Origin of the sequence: Nonomuraea sp. NPDC001831 (assembly GCF_042892035.1) — a bacterium.
GTDB lineage: Bacteria > Actinomycetota > Actinomycetes > Streptosporangiales > Streptosporangiaceae > Nonomuraea.
Genome location: NZ_JBIATU010000001.1, coordinates 950,626 through 966,846, shown reverse-complemented (window position 1 = coordinate 966,846; position 16,221 = coordinate 950,626). Strand labels below are relative to the sequence as shown.

Annotated in this window: 15 protein-coding genes; 6 read left to right on the top strand and 9 right to left on the bottom strand. The window is 73.2% G+C overall.

Going from position 1 to position 16,221, the window contains the following annotated elements:
* The first annotated feature begins 68 nt into the window (after window positions 1–68).
* Window positions 69–863 carry a phosphotransferase family protein gene (locus ACFYYW_RS04175; RefSeq protein ID WP_387644868.1) on the top strand — a complete coding sequence of 265 codons (795 nt, stop codon included), beginning with the start codon at window positions 69–71 and terminating at the stop codon, window positions 861–863.
* 59 nt (window positions 864–922) lie between these two features.
* Window positions 923–1,180, top strand: a complete 258-nt coding sequence (locus tag ACFYYW_RS04170; RefSeq protein WP_352331027.1) for a zf-TFIIB domain-containing protein — start codon at window positions 923–925, stop codon at window positions 1,178–1,180.
* Window positions 1,181–1,252: 72 nt separating this feature from the next.
* Here ACFYYW_RS04170 and ACFYYW_RS04165 read toward each other — a convergent pair whose 3' ends face one another.
* The 3 genes from ACFYYW_RS04165 to ACFYYW_RS04155 all read right to left on the bottom strand — a co-directional run bounded on the left by ACFYYW_RS04165 (window position 1,253) and on the right by ACFYYW_RS04155 (window position 4,682).
* Window positions 1,253–2,254 carry a hypothetical protein gene (locus tag ACFYYW_RS04165; protein WP_387644865.1) on the bottom strand — a complete coding sequence of 334 codons (1,002 nt, stop codon included), beginning with the start codon at window positions 2,252–2,254 and terminating at the stop codon, window positions 1,253–1,255.
* 37 nt (window positions 2,255–2,291) lie between these two features.
* A complete protein-coding gene (locus ACFYYW_RS04160) occupies window positions 2,292–3,902 on the bottom strand; it encodes an ABC-F family ATP-binding cassette domain-containing protein (protein ID WP_387644863.1) in 1,611 nt (536 codons plus the stop codon).
* A gap of 243 nt (window positions 3,903–4,145) precedes the next feature.
* On the bottom strand, window positions 4,146–4,682 hold the full coding sequence (locus tag ACFYYW_RS04155) for a CGNR zinc finger domain-containing protein (protein WP_352326793.1): 537 nt from the start codon (window positions 4,680–4,682) through the stop codon (window positions 4,146–4,148).
* Window positions 4,683–4,707: 25 nt separating this feature from the next.
* On the opposite strand from ACFYYW_RS04155, the gene ACFYYW_RS04150 reads away from it, so the two are divergent.
* Both ACFYYW_RS04150 and ACFYYW_RS04145 read left to right on the top strand, forming a co-directional pair.
* On the top strand, window positions 4,708–4,890 hold the full coding sequence (locus ACFYYW_RS04150; protein WP_352326792.1) for a hypothetical protein: 183 nt from the start codon (window positions 4,708–4,710) through the stop codon (window positions 4,888–4,890).
* A 50-nt stretch (window positions 4,891–4,940) separates the two neighbouring features.
* On the top strand, window positions 4,941–6,722 hold the full coding sequence (locus tag ACFYYW_RS04145) for an AMP-dependent synthetase/ligase (RefSeq protein ID WP_387644859.1): 1,782 nt from the start codon (window positions 4,941–4,943) through the stop codon (window positions 6,720–6,722).
* Between the two features lie 85 nt (window positions 6,723–6,807).
* Here the strand turns inward: ACFYYW_RS04145 and ACFYYW_RS04140 are convergent, their stop codons facing one another.
* Window positions 6,808–7,698: an NAD(P)-dependent oxidoreductase gene (locus tag ACFYYW_RS04140; protein ID WP_387644856.1), complete on the bottom strand. Its 891-nt coding sequence runs from the start codon at window positions 7,696–7,698 to the stop codon at window positions 6,808–6,810.
* Between the two features lie 86 nt (window positions 7,699–7,784).
* Between ACFYYW_RS04140 and ACFYYW_RS04135 the strand changes: the two genes are divergently transcribed.
* Complete coding sequence (locus tag ACFYYW_RS04135) at window positions 7,785–8,186, top strand: MerR family transcriptional regulator (protein ID WP_387644853.1); 402 nt, start codon at window positions 7,785–7,787, stop codon at window positions 8,184–8,186.
* Window positions 8,187–8,204: 18 nt separating this feature from the next.
* Here ACFYYW_RS04135 and ACFYYW_RS04130 read toward each other — a convergent pair whose 3' ends face one another.
* The 5 genes from ACFYYW_RS04130 to meaB all read right to left on the bottom strand — a co-directional run bounded on the left by ACFYYW_RS04130 (window position 8,205) and on the right by meaB (window position 14,440).
* Window positions 8,205–9,281, bottom strand: coding sequence for a glycoside hydrolase family 19 protein (locus ACFYYW_RS04130; protein ID WP_387644850.1), 1,077 nt, complete (start codon window positions 9,279–9,281; stop codon window positions 8,205–8,207).
* A gap of 96 nt (window positions 9,282–9,377) precedes the next feature.
* The gene (locus ACFYYW_RS04125; RefSeq protein WP_387644847.1) at window positions 9,378–10,454 is read right to left on the bottom strand and encodes an acyltransferase; all 1,077 of its coding nucleotides are present in this window, start codon (window positions 10,452–10,454) and stop codon (window positions 9,378–9,380) included.
* Entirely contained in the window at window positions 10,442–11,062 is a 621-nt protein-coding gene (locus ACFYYW_RS04120; RefSeq protein WP_387644844.1) for a TetR/AcrR family transcriptional regulator, read from the bottom strand. The genes ACFYYW_RS04125 and ACFYYW_RS04120 overlap by 13 nt, the downstream gene beginning before the upstream one ends.
* A gap of 174 nt (window positions 11,063–11,236) precedes the next feature.
* Window positions 11,237–13,324 (bottom strand): CehA/McbA family metallohydrolase, encoded by a 2,088-nt coding sequence (locus tag ACFYYW_RS04115; protein WP_387644841.1) that lies wholly within the window; start codon window positions 13,322–13,324, stop codon window positions 11,237–11,239.
* A gap of 147 nt (window positions 13,325–13,471) precedes the next feature.
* Window positions 13,472–14,440 carry a methylmalonyl Co-A mutase-associated GTPase MeaB gene (gene meaB / locus ACFYYW_RS04110; protein ID WP_352326784.1) on the bottom strand — a complete coding sequence of 323 codons (969 nt, stop codon included), beginning with the start codon at window positions 14,438–14,440 and terminating at the stop codon, window positions 13,472–13,474.
* Window positions 14,441–14,541: 101 nt separating this feature from the next.
* Here meaB and ACFYYW_RS04105 point away from each other — a divergent pair, with 101 nt between their 5' ends.
* Complete coding sequence (locus tag ACFYYW_RS04105; protein ID WP_387644838.1) at window positions 14,542–16,161, top strand: protein kinase; 1,620 nt, start codon at window positions 14,542–14,544, stop codon at window positions 16,159–16,161.
* Window positions 16,162–16,221: the final 60 nt, after the last annotated feature.

The window sequence follows — 16,221 nt, the reverse complement described above, 5'->3', positions numbered from 1 at the left end:
CTGTACGAGTGGGTCTAGAGGAGGAGCTTGCGGGCATCGCCGCAGCGTACGGCGGCACGGGCGAACCCGTGCGACACCAGACACGCACCGACGTGGTCGTGTTACGGATGGGCGAGGTGGTGGTCAAGGCCCACTCCGCCCGCGACGAGGTGGAGCCGCTGCGCGCCCGCCTCAGGGCCGCCGCCGCGGCCGCGGTCAACGGCGTGCTGCTGGCCCCGCTGGAGGCCGAGGTGCTGACGGCGGCGGGCCGCGCGGTCAGCGTCTGGCCGGCCGGCCGCCCGGTCCCCCACGACGATCCGGGGTCGGCTCCCTGGGAGGAGGGCGCGCGGCTGCTGGCCCGGCTGCACGCTGTCCCCCTGACGGTGGTGCCGCCGATGCCGCCCGCCGGAGGCCCGGCGCGGGCCGCCCGCGCGGTGTCCAGGATGAGCGGCGACGGCCCGGTCGAGCAGCTCGTCCGGCACGCGTTCAAGGAGCTGCCCGAGCCGGCCCCGGTGCCGGGCCTGCTCACCCACGGCGACTGGCACCTGGGCCAGCTGGTCTGCCGCGACCGGTGGCTGCTCATCGACGTCGACGACCTGGGCGTCGGCGACCCGGCCTGGGACCTGGCGCGACCGGCCGCCTGGTACGCGGCGGGCCTGCTGGAGCCGGCCGTCTGGGAGCGGTTCCTCGGCGCCTACCTGGCCTCCGGCGGCCCCGCGCTCGGCCAGGGCGACGATCCCTGGCAGCGGCTCGACCTGCCGGCCCGGGCGCTGACCGTGCAACTGGCCGCAGTGGCCGTGCTCAACGCCGAGCGCGAGAACCGGGAACTCGACGAGGTGGAGCACGCGTTAATCGAATCGTGCAGCAGAATCGTCCGAGCGTGACGGGGGCCGCACGCGGTAGGTTTCAGCCTGAGACCCCGGATCCAAGGAGAGCGACTTAGATGCAGTGCCCGAAGTGCCGCGGCAACATGCGGACATATGAGCGCAACGGCGTCCACATCGAGCAGTGCGACAACTGCCGTGGGATCTTCCTCGACTATGGCGAGCTGGAGACCCTGACCCGCATGGAGTCGCAGTACCACGCCGCTCCGCCGCCGCCCCCCGCCCCTGGGCCGGCCTGGGGCGCTCCCCACCACGGCGGTCACCACTACGGCCACCACCGCCAGCGCAGCTGGGTGGGCATGCTGTTCTCGACCTGATCGCCCCGGCAGCCGGAAAAGGGCCGCGCGTCCGCGCGGCCCTTTCGCGTGTGCGGGCCCGGCTCCGGCGGGTCAGCTCGGGAAGTCGTCGGGGTTGACGGGCGCGGTGCGGGCGTTGCCGCCGGAGATGGCGTGCAGGGTGACCCGCCAGTCGTGCCAGAGGATCTGGGTGGCGGTGACCGTGGTCTTGAACTTCACCGACTTCTGGAACCGCTCGAAGCTGCACTGGCGGCTGAAGGACCGGCTCTTGCCGTCCCAGTCCACGCCGTGGGTGAAGTAGATCTTGTACGTGCCGTCGGGCACGCCCCTGACCTTGAACTTGGCCCTCTTGCGCACGTACACGCTGAACGTCTTGCCGCCGCCCCTGATCGCCGTGACGACGGCGTCGCGGCTGCCGCCGTTGTCGACCTCCAGGGAGCTGCGGCCGCCGAGGGAGGTCCGGCGGATGAACGCGCCGTTCTTCAGCCGCCTGTTCTGCTTGCCGCCGGCCTTGACCGTGACGACGTCGGCCGGGTAGTCGCCGGCGCTCTGCAGGGCCTCGCCCGCCTTGTTCAGGGCGGTGAGCTTGGTGTTCAGGTCGCTCAGCACGGCCGAGGAGGTGCACAGCTCGCGGCTGCCGACCTTGCCCGCCGTGGAGCCGAGCTCGGCGGCGACGTCGCGCAGGCTGGTGACGTACGCGTCGTGCTGGGCGCGGATCTCGGCGGGCGGGGCGATCGCGGACAGGGCGTCGGCGGCGCCGCTCAGCGCCTGCTCGGCCTTGTCCACGCGCTGGTTGAGCGCCTGGACCCCGCGCGCGCCGGCCAGCCCGCTGATCGCGCCGGTCATCGCCTTGTGCCTGCTGTCGAGCTCGCCCTTGTACGCCTCCGGTGTCAGGGCGCTGACGGCGGGGCTGGAGCCGGACGTGGGGTCCCCCCCGGGATCCCCACTGGGATCGCCGCTGAAGGCTCCGCCCTTGCCGTCCGCCACGCCGCTGACCTTCGGCTCACCGCCGGTCAGCGGTGGCGGGGAGGAGCAGGCGGCGAGCGTCACCGTCGCCAGGGCGAGAACGCAGGAGATCAACCGGGGTGAAGCCACCTGCCCCACTATTGCCCGGTTGATCCCCAGACGTCAATTACGATTCGGCCAGTCCCTCGTCGCGATCCTGTCGCAGCCACCGGGTGATGCCCAGCGTCTCCAGGAACGGCACGTCGTGGCTGGCCACGACGAGCGCGCCCCGGTAGGCCGCCAGCGCCTGGGAGAGCTGGCGGACGCTGGACAGGTCCAGGTTGTTCGTCGGCTCGTCCAGCAGGAGCAGCTGCGGCGGCGGATCGGCCGACAGCAGCGCGGCCAGGGCCGCGCGGAACCGCTCGCCGCCCGACAGCGTGCCCACGGGCTGGTCGGCCCGCGCGCCGCGGAACAGGAAGCGGGCCAGCCGCGCCCGCACCTCGTTGACCGAGGCGGCCGGCGCCACGGCCCGGACGTTGTCCACGACGCTCAGCGCGTCGTCGAGCACGTCCAGCCGCTGTGGCAGGTACCCCACCGGGACGTGCGCGCCGTGCTCGACGATCCTGCGCAGCAGGGTCGTCTTGCCCGACCCGTTGGGCCCGAGCAGCGCGATGCGTTCCGGGCCCCGGACGACCAGCCGGTCGAGCGCCTTGAGCCCGTCCCGGCCGGCCGCGCCATCAGGCCGCTCTGGACGGTCGGGGCGGTCGAGGGGCAGCGTCAGCAGGGTCCGGCCGGCCGGGACGGCGGTGCCGGGCAGCTCGACGCGGATCTCGGCGTCGTCGCGCACCGCCAGCTCGGCCTCGGTCAGCCTGTCCCTGGCCTCGGCCAGGCGCTCCTCGTGCAGCGCGCGGTGCTTGCCCGCCGACACCTGGGCCTTCATCTTCAGCCCGCCGGCGACGATCTTGGGCACCTTCTTGTTCTCGAACGCCTTCCGCGCGTTGCGGCCGCGCCGGTCGAGCTTGGTCCTGGCCTCGATCAGCTCGCGCCGCTGCCGACGCACCTCGCCCTCGGCGGTCCTGACCGTGCGCTCGGCCGCCTCCTGCTCGGCGGCGGCCTGCCGCTCGTAGTCGCTCAGGTTGCCGCCGTACAGGCGCACGGCGGCGTCGCGGAGCTCGGCGACCTGGTCCACGAGGCCGAGCAGCGCCCGGTCGTGGCTGACCACGACCAGCACACCCGGGTACGCCGAGACCGCGGCGTGGAGCCGCCGCCGGGCGTCCAGGTCGAGGTTGTTGGTGGGCTCGTCGAGCAGCAGCACGGCGGGGCGCTTGAGGAGCTGCGCGGCCAGCGCGACCATGACGGCCTCGCCGCCCGACAGCGTCGCGACCGTGCGGTCGAGCCCGACGTGGCCGAGCCCGAGCCGGTCGAGCTCGGCCCGCGCGCGTTCCTCGACGTCCCAGTCGTCCCCGATGGCGGTGAAGTGCTCCTCGGCGACGTCGCCGTTCTCGACGGCGTTCAGCGCGGCCCGCTTCCCGCTGATCTCCAGCAGGTCGGACACCGTGCGGCTGCCCGCCAGCGGCACGTTCTGCGGCAGGTACCCCACCTCGCCGGTGACCGAGACCGAGCCCGAGCCCGGGGTCAGCTCCCCGGCGATGATCCTGAGCAGGGTGGACTTGCCCGACCCGTTCGCCCCGATGAGCCCGGTACGCCCGGCGGGGAAGGCGGCGTCGAGACCGTCGAGCACCATGGTCCCGTCGGGCCAGGCGAAGGACACGTGATCGACGACAATGGAAAAAGACATCAGGCGGCTCCCATCACAAAAATCGAAATTTCGTGACTTGGCGGGAACACCGCTGCGCGCGCGACAACCGGACAGCCCGAGCTGGGAAGAACCGGGGCGAAGAGGTCGCCATCGGGGCGAAGAGGTCGCCGAGGTCGAGGTGCGCGCGCGACAGAGCCCGTGACCGGGCGGTAGGCGCGGTGCCCGCGGCCTCAGATCCTCACGTCAACTGCCCCCAGGGGTCGGCGATACGACCCGGACACATTACCCGAAAGACGACCGACGGGCAACGTCCCGGGCTCGATGGGCGGCCACGTTGACCCGGTTCGCGCAGGTCAGCGAGCAGAACCGGCGCCGCCCGTTACGCGAGGTGTCCACATAGACGGTCTCGCACCCCGTCCGGTCGCACCGCCCGAGCCGCCGTCCGTCGGAGAAGCACACGGCCATGGCCAGCCCGCCCGCGGTGGTGTCCTTGGCCCTGGAGACGATGTCGGCCTCGGCGGAGAAGAAGTGCAGGTGGGGTTCGAGGCCGTCGTGGGTGCTGATGTGCGGCCTGGACGCGGTGATCTCCAGCAGCTCGTTGATCAGCCGCACCTGCACGTCGAGGTCGGGCTCCCCGAAGACGGGGGCCAGCCGGCGCGCCCAGGCCGCCAGCTCCGCCGCCTGGGCCGGCGTGACGTCCGTGCGCCGCATGGCGTTGGCCGTGAGCGTCTCCCGCACCGCGGCCGGGCTGAAGTCCCTCGCGTTGACGAGGGCCGCGGCGAGTTCGGCGCCGTTGCCGCCGTAAGTGTTGAAATGCACAAGGTCATTACATCAGGTTGGAGTCATGCATCCCGGAGAGCCGCACGACCCCTTCGCCTTGACCCTCGTCTCCTCCCACCGCACCTCCGAGGGCGTGGTCTCCTACCTGCGCTGCGCCTGCGGCGCGTGGGAGGTGCGCACGTCCAGGACGGTCGCGTGCGCCGGACCGCCCCCGGCCGGCGGCAGGTCGATCACGGCCATCGACTGATCCGGCGCACTCGTCCTAGAGTCGGCGGCACACCCCTCAGGAGGTCAGGCATGTCCAGCATTCCCTCCCTGCTGCGCGACCGGATCGCGGCCACCCCCGACGCCGAGGCGTACCGGGTGCCGTCGGGCGAGGCGTGGACCTCCCTGTCGTGGAGCGAGGTCGGCCGGCGCGTCCGCGGACTGGCGCTGGGGCTGTCCGGGCTCGGCGCGGGGCCCGGCAGGCGCGTGTCGATCCTCTGCTCGACCAGGCTCGAATGGATCCTCGCCGACCTGGCCGTGCTCTCCACGGGCGCGGCCACCACCACCATCTACCCGTCGAACACGGCCGCCGAGTGCGCCTTCGTCATCACCGACTCCGGCAGCACGATCGTCATCGCCGAGGACGACGAGCAGGTGGCCAAGCTCAGGTCCGTGCAGAAGGAGCTGCCCGACGTCACGCGCGTGGTGGTCGTCGACGGCTCGGCGAGCGACGACGGCTGGGTGGTCACCCTCGACTCGCTCAGCCACGGCGAGGGCGACGCGCCGGACGACGCGCCGGACGGCTACGACGCCATGGTGGACGCCATCGCCCAGGACGACCTGGCCACGCTCATCTACACCTCCGGCACCACCGGACGTCCCAAGGGCGTCGAGCTCACCCACGACAACTGGCTGTTCGCGGCCGGCTCGGTCCGCGAGATCGGCCTGCTGTCCCCCGACGACCTGCACTTCCTGTGGCTGCCGCTGTCCCACTCGTTCGGCAAGCTGCTGGAGGTCGTGATGATCGACATCGGCGTGCCGACCGCGATCGACGGCCGCCTCGACCGCATCGCCGACAACCTGGGGGCGCTGCGCCCCACCGTGATGGCCGCCGCGCCGCGCATCTTCGAGAAGATCCACAACACCGTCGTCGCCACCGTGCGCCGCGAGGGCGGGGTCAAGCTGCGCATCTTCGAGTGGGCGCGGGAGACCGGCCTGCGGGTCAGCAGGGCGCGGCAGCGCGAGGCGGCCGTCCCGCTCACCACCCGGGTCGAGCACGCGCTGGCCGACCGGCTGGTCTTCGCCAAGCTGCGGGCGCGCTTCGGCGGCCGGATCCGCTTCTTCATCTCCGGGGCCGCGCCGCTGTCGCGGGACGTGGCCGAGTTCTTCGACGGCGCCGGCCTGACGATCCTGGAGGGGTACGGCCTGACCGAGTCGTCGGCGGGCAGCTTCCTCAACCGTCCCGAGTCGGTGCGGTTCGGCACGGTCGGCCCGCCGCTGCCGGGCACCGAGGTCCGCATCGCCGACGACGGCGAGATCCTCATCGGCGGGCGCGGCGTCATGCGCGGCTACCACGGCCTGCCCGAGGAGACGGCCGAGGCGCTGGCGGACGGCTGGCTGCACACCGGCGACATCGGCGAGCTGGACCAGGCCGGCCGGCTGCTGATCACCGACCGTAAGAAGGAGCTGATCAAGACCTCGGGCGGCAAGTACGTCGCCCCGACCTACCTGGAGGGCCGGATCAAGGCCGCCTGCCCGTTCGCCTCGCACGTGTTCGTGCACGGCGACCGCCGCAACTACGTGACGGCGCTGGTCACCCTCGACATGGACGTCGTGCGCCCGTGGGCCGAGGCCGAGTCGCTGCCGGCCGACCCCGAGGCGCTGTGCGGGCACCCGCGCATGCGCGAGGAGGTCGACAAGGCGATCCGGCAGGTCAACGCCGACCAGGCCAGTTACGCCACGGTCAAGAAGTTCGCGATCCTGGCCGGTGACTTCACCGTGGAGACCGGCGAGCTGACGCCCAGTCTGAAGATCAGGCGCAAGGCCGTCGAGGAACGCCACGCCGACGTCCTCGACGGCTTCTACGCCGACTGACGGCGGTGACCGACGACGCCGGCCGACGGCGGGGGCGCGAGGACCCGCCGCCGGCCGGCGGGCCTGGCGCGCGGGCCCGCCGTCGTCAGTCCCGGACGGAGGGCTTGCGGAACTGCTCGATCAGCGCCGTGTAGCCCTCGCCGCCGTGGCCCGCCGCGACGGCCCGGCCGGCCAGCTCTCTGATGAAGCGCGGCAGCGTGGCGTCGACGCCGTGCGACTCGCTCTCGTGCACGAGGTGGTCCATGGCCGCCACGTGCGTGTCGAGGGTCGAGTCGGTGGCCGGGTGCGCGCCCTCGTCGATCTGCCGCGCGTAGTCGGCCAGCCAGCCGGCCACGGTCTCGACGCCGTTCCGCGCGACCGGGGCGAACGCCGCGGCCTCCACCCCGGCGGCCCCGAGCAGCGCGGCGCCCTGGAGGAAGCCGTTGAGGATGTTCCACATCAGGCTCAGCACCCCGACGTCGTAGAGCGCCGACAGGCCGTGGTCCGCGCCGAGGTACGTCGTCGCGCCGCCGAGGCTGCGCAGGGCCGGTTCGTGCAGGTCGAAGGCCGATCGCGGGCCGCTGTAGAGCAGGGCGGCCGCAGGGGTGCCGATGGCGGCGGGGGTGGTCATGATGGCGCCGTCGAGGTAGGCGCCGCCGTGCCGGGCCACCCGCGCGGCGGTGTCGCGGGCCTCGGCGGAGGTGCCGGAGGTGAGGTTGACCAGCACCCGGCCGTCCAGGGCGGCGCCCAGCGGGTCGAGCACCTCGCGCACGGCGTCGTACCCGGTCAGGCAGACGACCACGAGCGGCGCGGCGGCCACGGCCTCCAGCGCCGACCCGGCCGGTACGGCGCCCTGCCCGGCCAGCCGCTCGGCCTTGGCCGCCGTGCGGTTCCAGACGGTCGTCGGCCGGCCGTCCCGCAGGAACGCCCCGGCCAGCGCCTCCCCCATCAGCCCCAGGCCCAGGACGGTCACGGGGGTACGGCTTTCCTTCGTCATCACAGTCGCTCTCCCAAAGAGGTGATTCAGCAGCTATGGGAGAATCGTCAACGTTCAGACCGGTATGAAGGTCAAGGGGGACGTCCGTGCTGATCGGTGACCTGAGCCGGCGGACCGGGGTCCGCCCGCACCAGCTGCGCTACTACGAGGCCCAGGGCCTGCTGGAGCCCAGCCGCCGCGCCAGCGGCTACCGCGAGTACGACGACGGGGCCGTGCTGACGGTGGCCCAGATCAGGAAGCTGCTCGACGCCGGGCTGTCGACCGACGAGATCGCGTACCTGCTGCCCTGCGTCACCGGCCCCGACCCCGATCTGGTGCCCTGCCCGGAGCTGCTGGACACGCTCCGTGCCCGGCTGCGCGGCCTCGACGAGCAGATCGACACGCTCACCCGCTCCCGGCACGCCCTGCGCGGCTACCTGGAGACCACCGAGCGGCGCGCGCCGGCCGATCAGGCCGGCCGGGCCCCCATGGGAGCGCGGCCGGCCTGACCGGGCGCCGGGAGGCGGTCAGCAGGACAGGTTGCCGCCGGGGGCGACGCCGAGGATCTGGGTGAACCGCTGGTAGGCGTTGACCCGGCTCTGCACCTGGCCCGGGTTGCCGCCGTTGCACTCCAGGCTGCCGTTGATGCTGCGGATGGTCTCGCCGAAGCCGCGGCTGTTGACCATGGCGTCGTGCGGGGTCATGGTGCCGGGGCCGTTCTGGGTCATCCAGTACCACAGCGCGGTCTTCCAGGCCACGGACGCGTTCCGTTCCACCTGCCAGGGGTCGTTCAGCAGGTTGATGCCGAGGGCGTCGCCGGCGGCCTTGTAGTTGAAGTTCCAGCTCAGCTGGATGGGCCCGCGGCCGTAGTAGGCGGCCTGCCCGGCCGGGCAGCCGTAGGGCTGGGTCGCGTCGCAGTAGTGCGGGTAGTTCGCGGTGTTCTGCTCGACGATGTAGACCAGCCCGCCGGTCTCGTGGCTGACGTTGGCCAGGAAGGCGGCGGCCTCCTGCTTCCTGACGGTGGCCGAGCCGGTCCCGGCGAAGGCGGGGAAGGCGGCAACCGCCGTGGTCAGGCCGCTGTAGCTGTAGAAGGAGTTGCGGCCGGGGAACATCTGGTCGAACTGCGCCTGACTCACCACGAAGCCTCCCGGGTCCGGCGGGTCGGTGGGCGTGCCGCCGCCGTCGCACGCGTACGGGTCCCAGTACCAGGTGCTGATCACGGGGTCGTAGCCGGGGTTGTCGTGGACAGCGACGTAGTAGTTGCCGTCGGTGTACCGCACGATGCTGCCGGTGGCGTAGTACCGGCCGGCCACCCAGTTCGGGTGGTCGCCGCAGCCGGGCGTCGGGGTCCCGCCGCCGCCGCAGGCGCCCTGGTCGGCCCAGACGGCGGCGGTGCCGGGGGTCTCGTTCTGCGTCCACCACCTGGCCGACCAGTTGTGCCCGCCGCGGGACACCACCGCGCCGCCGTTGTAGGCCGTCGTGGCGTTCCACGGCGTCGCGCACGTGGCCGCCCCGGCCGGCGGGGCCGGCACGACGGCCGACAGGACGCCCGCCACCAGCAGCGCGGCGGCGAACAGCGTCAGGATCCGGCGCACCCCGATCACTTCCCTTCACAGTATCTCTTAAGAAAGTTTCCTAAGAGTTAGCGCGATGGTGGCACGCGGCCGAAGGCCCGGCAAGACCCAAAGTCAAGCCCGCGGTCAAAGGACGCGCCTGGCCCCCGGCAACGACCTGACCGCGTACGCCAGCCCCCAGCACAACGGCAGCGACACCGCCAGCACGAGGGCGAACTTGACGACCGCCGCCGCGTGCAGCCCCCGCACCGCCCAGGCCACGGCGACCAGCACCAGCGGGTGGATGACGTAGACCGCGTAGGCGTTGGCGGACAGGAACCCGCCGCGCGGCCCCTGCCGGGCGAACCGCTCCCTGAACAGCACCACCAGTCCGACGATCATGCCGACGGCGAACACGGACTCCCACAGCGCGTTGACCGCGACCGCGACCAGGCCCGTGGTCAGCGCCGCGAGCGGCAGCAACAACACGGTCGCCACGCCCGCGACGACGAACCCGGCCCGCCCGGCCCGCCTGGGCAGCGCCTCGAACCAGCCGCGCCGGAAGGCGACCACGCCGGCCGCGAACATCGCCGCGTACTGCGGCAGGAAGTAGGGCGTGGGCAGCCCGAGCACCGGCACGTACGTGCCCTGGGGCACCGGGATCCGCCACAGGAGCGTGGCCGCCGCCAGCCCGAGGGTGAACAGCACGACCCCCTTGAGACTCGGCGCCCCGGCCTGCTCCGCCTCGGCCCGCTGTCCACCGGCACGCCGCCACCACGCGTAGAGCAGGGTGAAGACGATCAGCACCTCGACGAACCACATCGGCCCCGGGTCCCACGAGACGATGTACCACTTCCAGAACGGCATGCCGTGCTCGCCGATCGTCAGCAGCGGCCGCAGCAGCAGGAGGAAGACCAGCAGCGGCACCCCGAGCCTGACCAGCCGGTCGCGGACGAACGCGCGCCCGCCCTTGCGGTCGTGGGAGCCGGGGGTGAAGAAGCCGGAGATGAGGAAGAAGAACCCCATGAAGAACGCCTGGTTGAGGACCACCAGGATGTCCAGCGCCACCCCGGAGGGGTCGGCGGCCGGCTCGGTGTAGTACCACATCGGGATGTTGCCGTAGGTGACGGCGACGTGATGGGCGACGACCAGCACGGTCAGCAGCACGCGCAGGTTGTCGACGGCTAAAAGTCTGGCGCCGGTCTCGGTCTTCATCGTCTGCATGCCCTCTCGAACAGGTCGGCCAGCTCCGCGGCGTGCGCGTCGAGGTCGTGGTCGGGGTTCGCCACCCAGTAGGCGAACATGTCGTCGATGGCGGAGAAGTGGGTGATGGCCATGACGCGGCGGTCGAAGTCGCGGAACTCGCCGGTGGACTGGCCGTAGGCGTAGATCTGCTCCATCGCCTGGTAGAGCTCGTCGTTGGCGTTGACGCCGTAGCGCGGCTCGCCGTCGGCGGTGCGCAGGTTGTAGAAGATCTCGCCGAGGGCCTTGAGCCGGGTGCGGTGCTCGCGCATGTGCTCGGCGACGGCGAGGATGTGCGTGCGCACCATCGCGGTGGGGCCTTCGACGCCCTCGATCCGCGCCATGACATGTGCGGCGATCTCGCCGTAGACGCTGTTGACCACCTCCTCCATCAGCTCTTCCTTGCCGGCGAAGTGGTAGGAGATGACGCCCTTGCTGATGCCCGCGTGCTGGGCGATGCGCGCCAGCGACGCCTGACCGAACCCGAGCTCGGCGATCACCTCCACGGCCGAGGCGATGATCTGCGCCCGCCTGGCCTCCTCGATGAACGAGCGCGCCTTCTGGCCGCCCGACTGATTTTCTGACCGCATGGCCAAAATCTAGCACAGGCGGCCAGAATCGTAAGAGGGCTGGGATCGTACGGAGGGTCAGGGGCCGTGGGAGTTCAGGGGCCGTGGGAAGGCAAGGGACGTGGGAAGGCAAGGGGCGCGGGGAGGAGCCAGGGACGCGGGGAGGAGCCAGGGGCCGCCGGAGGTCGGGAACCGTCAGGACAGGCGGCCGCGGTAGACCTCTCTGGCCTGGTCCAGCAGGGCGACGTGGTCGGCGAGCTGGCCGGGGCTGGTCAGGCGGGCGTGCGTCCTGATCAGCTCCTCCAGCAGGTCCAGCCACTCCAGGCACCAGCGCACGTCCTCGCGCCTGGCCACCCGGCGGCCGGCCAGGTCCACGTGGACGGGGCTGGTCAGGGCGTAGCCGGTGCCGGTCATGGTGCGCGGGTGCGGATCGCACACGACCTCGGCCAGCACGTACGTCGGCTCGTCCACGCGCAGGTCGGCCGTCACGGTCAGCCGCTCCTCGCCGCCGGGGCGCCGCTCGCCGGCCGGGAGCCGCTCCGCGCCCGCGCGCACGCCCTCGGCCGTACGGACGCGCACGGCGGCCACCTCCGGGCCGATCGCGGTGGCGGTGACGCGGACGTGGTCGCCGGGACGGGCGTCGATGACGTGGCCGGGGCCGTGCCCGTCCACCGTCAGCTCCAGCCAGGGGCCGGTGGTGGCGAACGTGCGGCCCGCCCGTATCGCGTCGGCGAACGCGCGGGCGGTCAGCTCGCCCTCCACCCGGGCGTAGACGCGGGCCCAGCCGGGCGGGCTGGACTGGTTGTCCGCCCGCGTGAAGGAGATCATCGAGTCGGTCCCCGCCGTGACGGCGAGCCGGTTGCCGGCGCCGATCAGCCGCCGGTAGACGGCCGCCGTGGACGGGATCGAGGCGTGGGTGAGCACGTCGAGGCTGTCCACCAGGCCGAGCGCGGCGTCGGCGACCAGCTCGCGGGCGGCGCAGTTGCGCGGCGCCGGGGAGACGACGGCCCTGGGCGGGTCGCCGTCGGCCAGCGGCGTGGCGAAGGGGTGGCTGTAGCCGAGGACCGCGCCGAGGCCGCGCAGCTCGCGCAGCCCCTCGGCGTTCGGCGGCCAGTCGGCGTCGCCGGCGAACCCGGTGTGGAACCGCCCCGGCGCGCGTTCGGGGGCGAAGGCGTAGACGTGGCCGAGCAGGTCGTTGCGGTACTCGACGCCCATGCGGGCCAGGTGGGTGGCGTCGGACCAGGGCAGGTCCTCCCCCGCCCAGTGGTCGAGGGCCTCCCGGTCGTAGACGCGCGGCCCGGAGACGTTCCCGGCGAGCAGGTTGAGCACGTGCAGGTCCTCGCCGAGCTGGGCGGCGGCCGCGTCGGCGGGCAGGCCCACCGTGTCGCCGGCCCAGTTGAGGTGGACGTGCAGGTCGCCGCCGTACCAGCCGCGGGCGGCGGCGTCGTAGAGGCGTTCCGGGGTGAGCCGGACCACGCGTTCCTCGCCCGGGGCCAGGGTGACGTCCAGGGCGGACTCGGCGTACTCCATGCCCCTGGTGACGGTGATCGTCAGCGGTCCGGCCGGGACGTCGAGGGTGCGGCCGTCACCGTGGAAGTAGGGCCTGCCGTGGTAGTCGTGGCGGGCCGGGACGCCGGGCGGGTACCAGCCGCGGCCGTCCCGGGAGGCGACGCTCCACCGGCACGGCTGCCCCGCCACCAGGGTGAGCCGGGCGGCGGGGACCGGGCGCAGCAGGGAATCGAGCCGGACGCGCTGCCCGTCGGCCACGATCACGCTGCCGGCCTCGGCCTCGACCAGCCAGGCGCCGCGGGGGGCCAGCTCGCGGCGGGCGTCGTCCACGCTGACCGGGCAGGGGGTGTCGCGGGAGGAGTCGACGAGCAGGAAGATCTTCTCCGCGCCGCGCCCGGAGGGCGGCTCTCCCGGGGCCAGGACGGTGACCGGCGCTCCCCGCAGCTCGATCCCGTCCGGGCCGACGCGCAGCGCGGCCAGGTGCGGCGGCAGCTCGCCGGCCAGGGTGTCGCGCAGCACCCGGTCGTAGTCGGGCTCGGCGAGGTGGGCGGCCAGCCGGTCGATCGGCTGCCCCGGGTGCAGCCGCGCGGCCTCCTCGAAGGCCAGCCGCCAGAACGTGCCGAACAGCGAGGGCGGCAGCACCCTGCGCCGGGCGAAGAACTTCACGTAGTGGATCTCCGGCTCGCCCCACGTGATGCCGTGCCCGGCCAGCAGGCGGCCGTACTCCTCCAGGGCCGCCGCGACCGTTCCGGGCAGCATCGGTTCCGCACCCATCTGCGCTTCTCCCCACGTCGGTTGCGCGACATCGTGACATGTCCCGCTCAAGCCGTCGGATCGGAGATGACGCTGCGGATACGGATATTTCTCCCCCGGGCGCAAGTCTGTTCCTCCGGGGAGTGGAGAGCCCCCGGCCGCCGGACGTCAGGGCCGTTTGAACACCGACAGCAGGCGGTCGGCGGCGAGCGCCGGGGTCAGCTCCCCCGCCAGCACCTCCCGCTCGACCTCCGCCGTGATCGCCGCCACCTCGGGGTCGTGACGCAGCTCGGCGAGCAGGCGGTCGCGGACCAGCGTCCAGGTCCACTGGACCTGCTGGCGGCGGCGCTTGGCGGCCAGGTCCAGCGAGCCCTGATGGGCCAGGATGCGCCGCCACAACTCCTCCAGGCCGTCCCCGGTGAGCCCGCTGCAGGTCAGGACGGGCGGCGGCCCGGCGTCCGACCGCAGCATGCGCAGCGCTCCGGCCAGTTCCCTGGCCGCCTTCCTGGCCGCGAGCTCGTACTCGCCGTCGGCCTTGTTGACCGCGATCACGTCGGCCAGCTCCAGCACGCCCTTCTTGATCCCCTGGAGCTGGTCGCCGGTACGGGCCAGGGTGAGCAGCAGGAACGTGTCCACCATGTCGGCCACGGCGGTCTCCGACTGCCCGACCCCGACGGTCTCGACCAGCACCACGTCGAACCCGGCGGCCTCCACCACGACCATGGCCTCCCTGGTCGCCTTCGTGACGCCGCCGAGCGTGCCGGAGGTCGGCGACGGGCGGATGAACGCCGCCGGATCGGTCGACAACCGTGCCATCCGGGTCTTGTCGCCGAGGATGCTGCCGCCCGTCCTCGTCGAGGAGGGGTCGACGGCCAGCACGGCCACCTGGTGCCCCTGGCCGGTGAGGTACGTGCCGAGCGCGTCGATGAACGTGGACTTGCCCACGCCGGGCACTCCCGAGACGCCGACCCGGCGGGCCCGGCCGGACAGCGGGGTGAGCTCGACGAGCAGCCGCTGGGCCAGCGCCATGTGGTCCGGTCTGGTCGACTCGACCAGGGTGATCGCGCGGGCGATCCACGTACGGGAGCCTGCCCGTACGCCTTGGGCGTAGTCCTCCAGCGAGCGCACCCGGTTCACCTCTTTCTTCTCATTGATCAGCCTAACTTCTGACAAGTCCGGTTATTTGCCAGTAAGGTGCTGGAGTTCTGATTACAGCCGTCACAGGAGTCACTCCCCTCATGCCCAACGTCGAACCCCTCCGCGAGGGCGACCCGGCGGCGGTGGGACCCTACCGGCTGGCCGGGCGGCTCGGCGCGGGCGGCCACGGTGTCGTCTACCTCGCACGCGGGCGCGACGGCGGTCCGGTGGCCGTCAAGGTGCTCGCCGAGGGCGTCACCGCCGGTGAGCCGTTCGCCAGGGAGCTCGCCGCCGCGCGTGCCGTGGAGCCGTCCTGCGTCGCGCGGGTGCTGGACGCCTCGGTCAGGGGCCGCCCGTACGTCGTGACCGAGTACGTGGACGGGCCCTCCCTCCAGGAGGCCGGCGCCCTGCGCGGCGCGGACGAGCTGCGGCGGCTGGCGGTGACGACCGCGACGGCGCTGGCCGAGGCGCACCGGGCGGGCGTCGCGCACCGCGACTTCAAGCCGTCCAACGTGCTGCTCGCGCCGGACGGTCCGCGGGTGACCGACCTCGGCGTCTCGGCGGCGTTCGGGACGGGGGTGAGCCCGACCGGCGCCATCACGGGCACGCCCGCGTACATGGCGCCCGAGCAGCTCTCGGGACAGCAGGCGGGCGCGCCCGCGGACGTGTTCGCGTGGGCGTCGGTGATCGTGTTCGCGGCGACGGGGATGCCGCCGTTCGGCGAGGACTCGCTGCCGGCGGTGATCAACCGCATCCTGCACGACGAACCCCGCACCGGCGACCTGCCGCAACCGCTGCTCGGCGTGGTCCTCGCCTGCCTGGCCAAGGACCCCACCCGCCGCCCGCCCATGGCCGACGTCCTCCGCCACCTGCTCACCACCCCCGCCCCCGGCCCGCCCCCGTCGGCAACCGCGCCCCACCCCGCACCCTCTGGAACGCCGGGCCCACCGTCTGGAACGCCGGCTCGTCCGGCGCCCGCCGCGGCGGCGGCCCGTTCGGCCCCCTCGGGGGCGTCGGAGGCCGCGTCCGGGACGACCGGGCTGCGCCTGGTGGCGGGCACGCCGCCCTTTCCCCAAGGGGGGCCGCCCGGACCGCAGACCCCCACCCCGGCCCCCACCCCGGCCATGGCAGCGCAGGCCGCCAAGCCGGGGGCAGCGCCCAAGGTGCGGGTGCGGCGGCGGGTGAAGACGGCGGTAGTCGCCGGGGTGTCCGGGGTGTCCGTGCTGGTGTTGTCGGGCGCGATCGTGTGGCTCACCCCCTCGACGCCCACGCCCAAGGCCACCCACGTGGCCGACGTGACCACCGCCCCCACCCCCGGCACCGCGACCTCCCCCACGCGACGTCCCCGGCACACCCGCACTCCGGTCCCCGGCCCGCAGGACGAGAGCACCTCCGGCACGACCCCGTCCCCCGACCGCCTCACCCTGGCCCCCCTGCGCCCGTCCGGCGGCACCAGGAACGGCGACTGCTGGGACGGCGCGGTACGGCTCCAGGCGGCGGTGACCAGGACCGGTGCCCCGGTCACCCTCCGCTACACCTGGATCGTCGACGGCACGGTCACCGCCCGCGCCTCGGCCACGGTCGCCGAGGACGCCCCCCGGCACCTGACCTCGCCGACCGCGCTGACGGACGCCGGCCCCCACAGCGTCACGCTCCAGATCACTGCGCCGGTCGCCCGCCGGCGCACCGTCGCCGTCACCGTCTGCGACGACACCCTCTGACCCGGGCAAGCCGCCCGGCGGGTCACGAGCGGCCGGCGACCTTCCGGGCGAGCCGCCCGG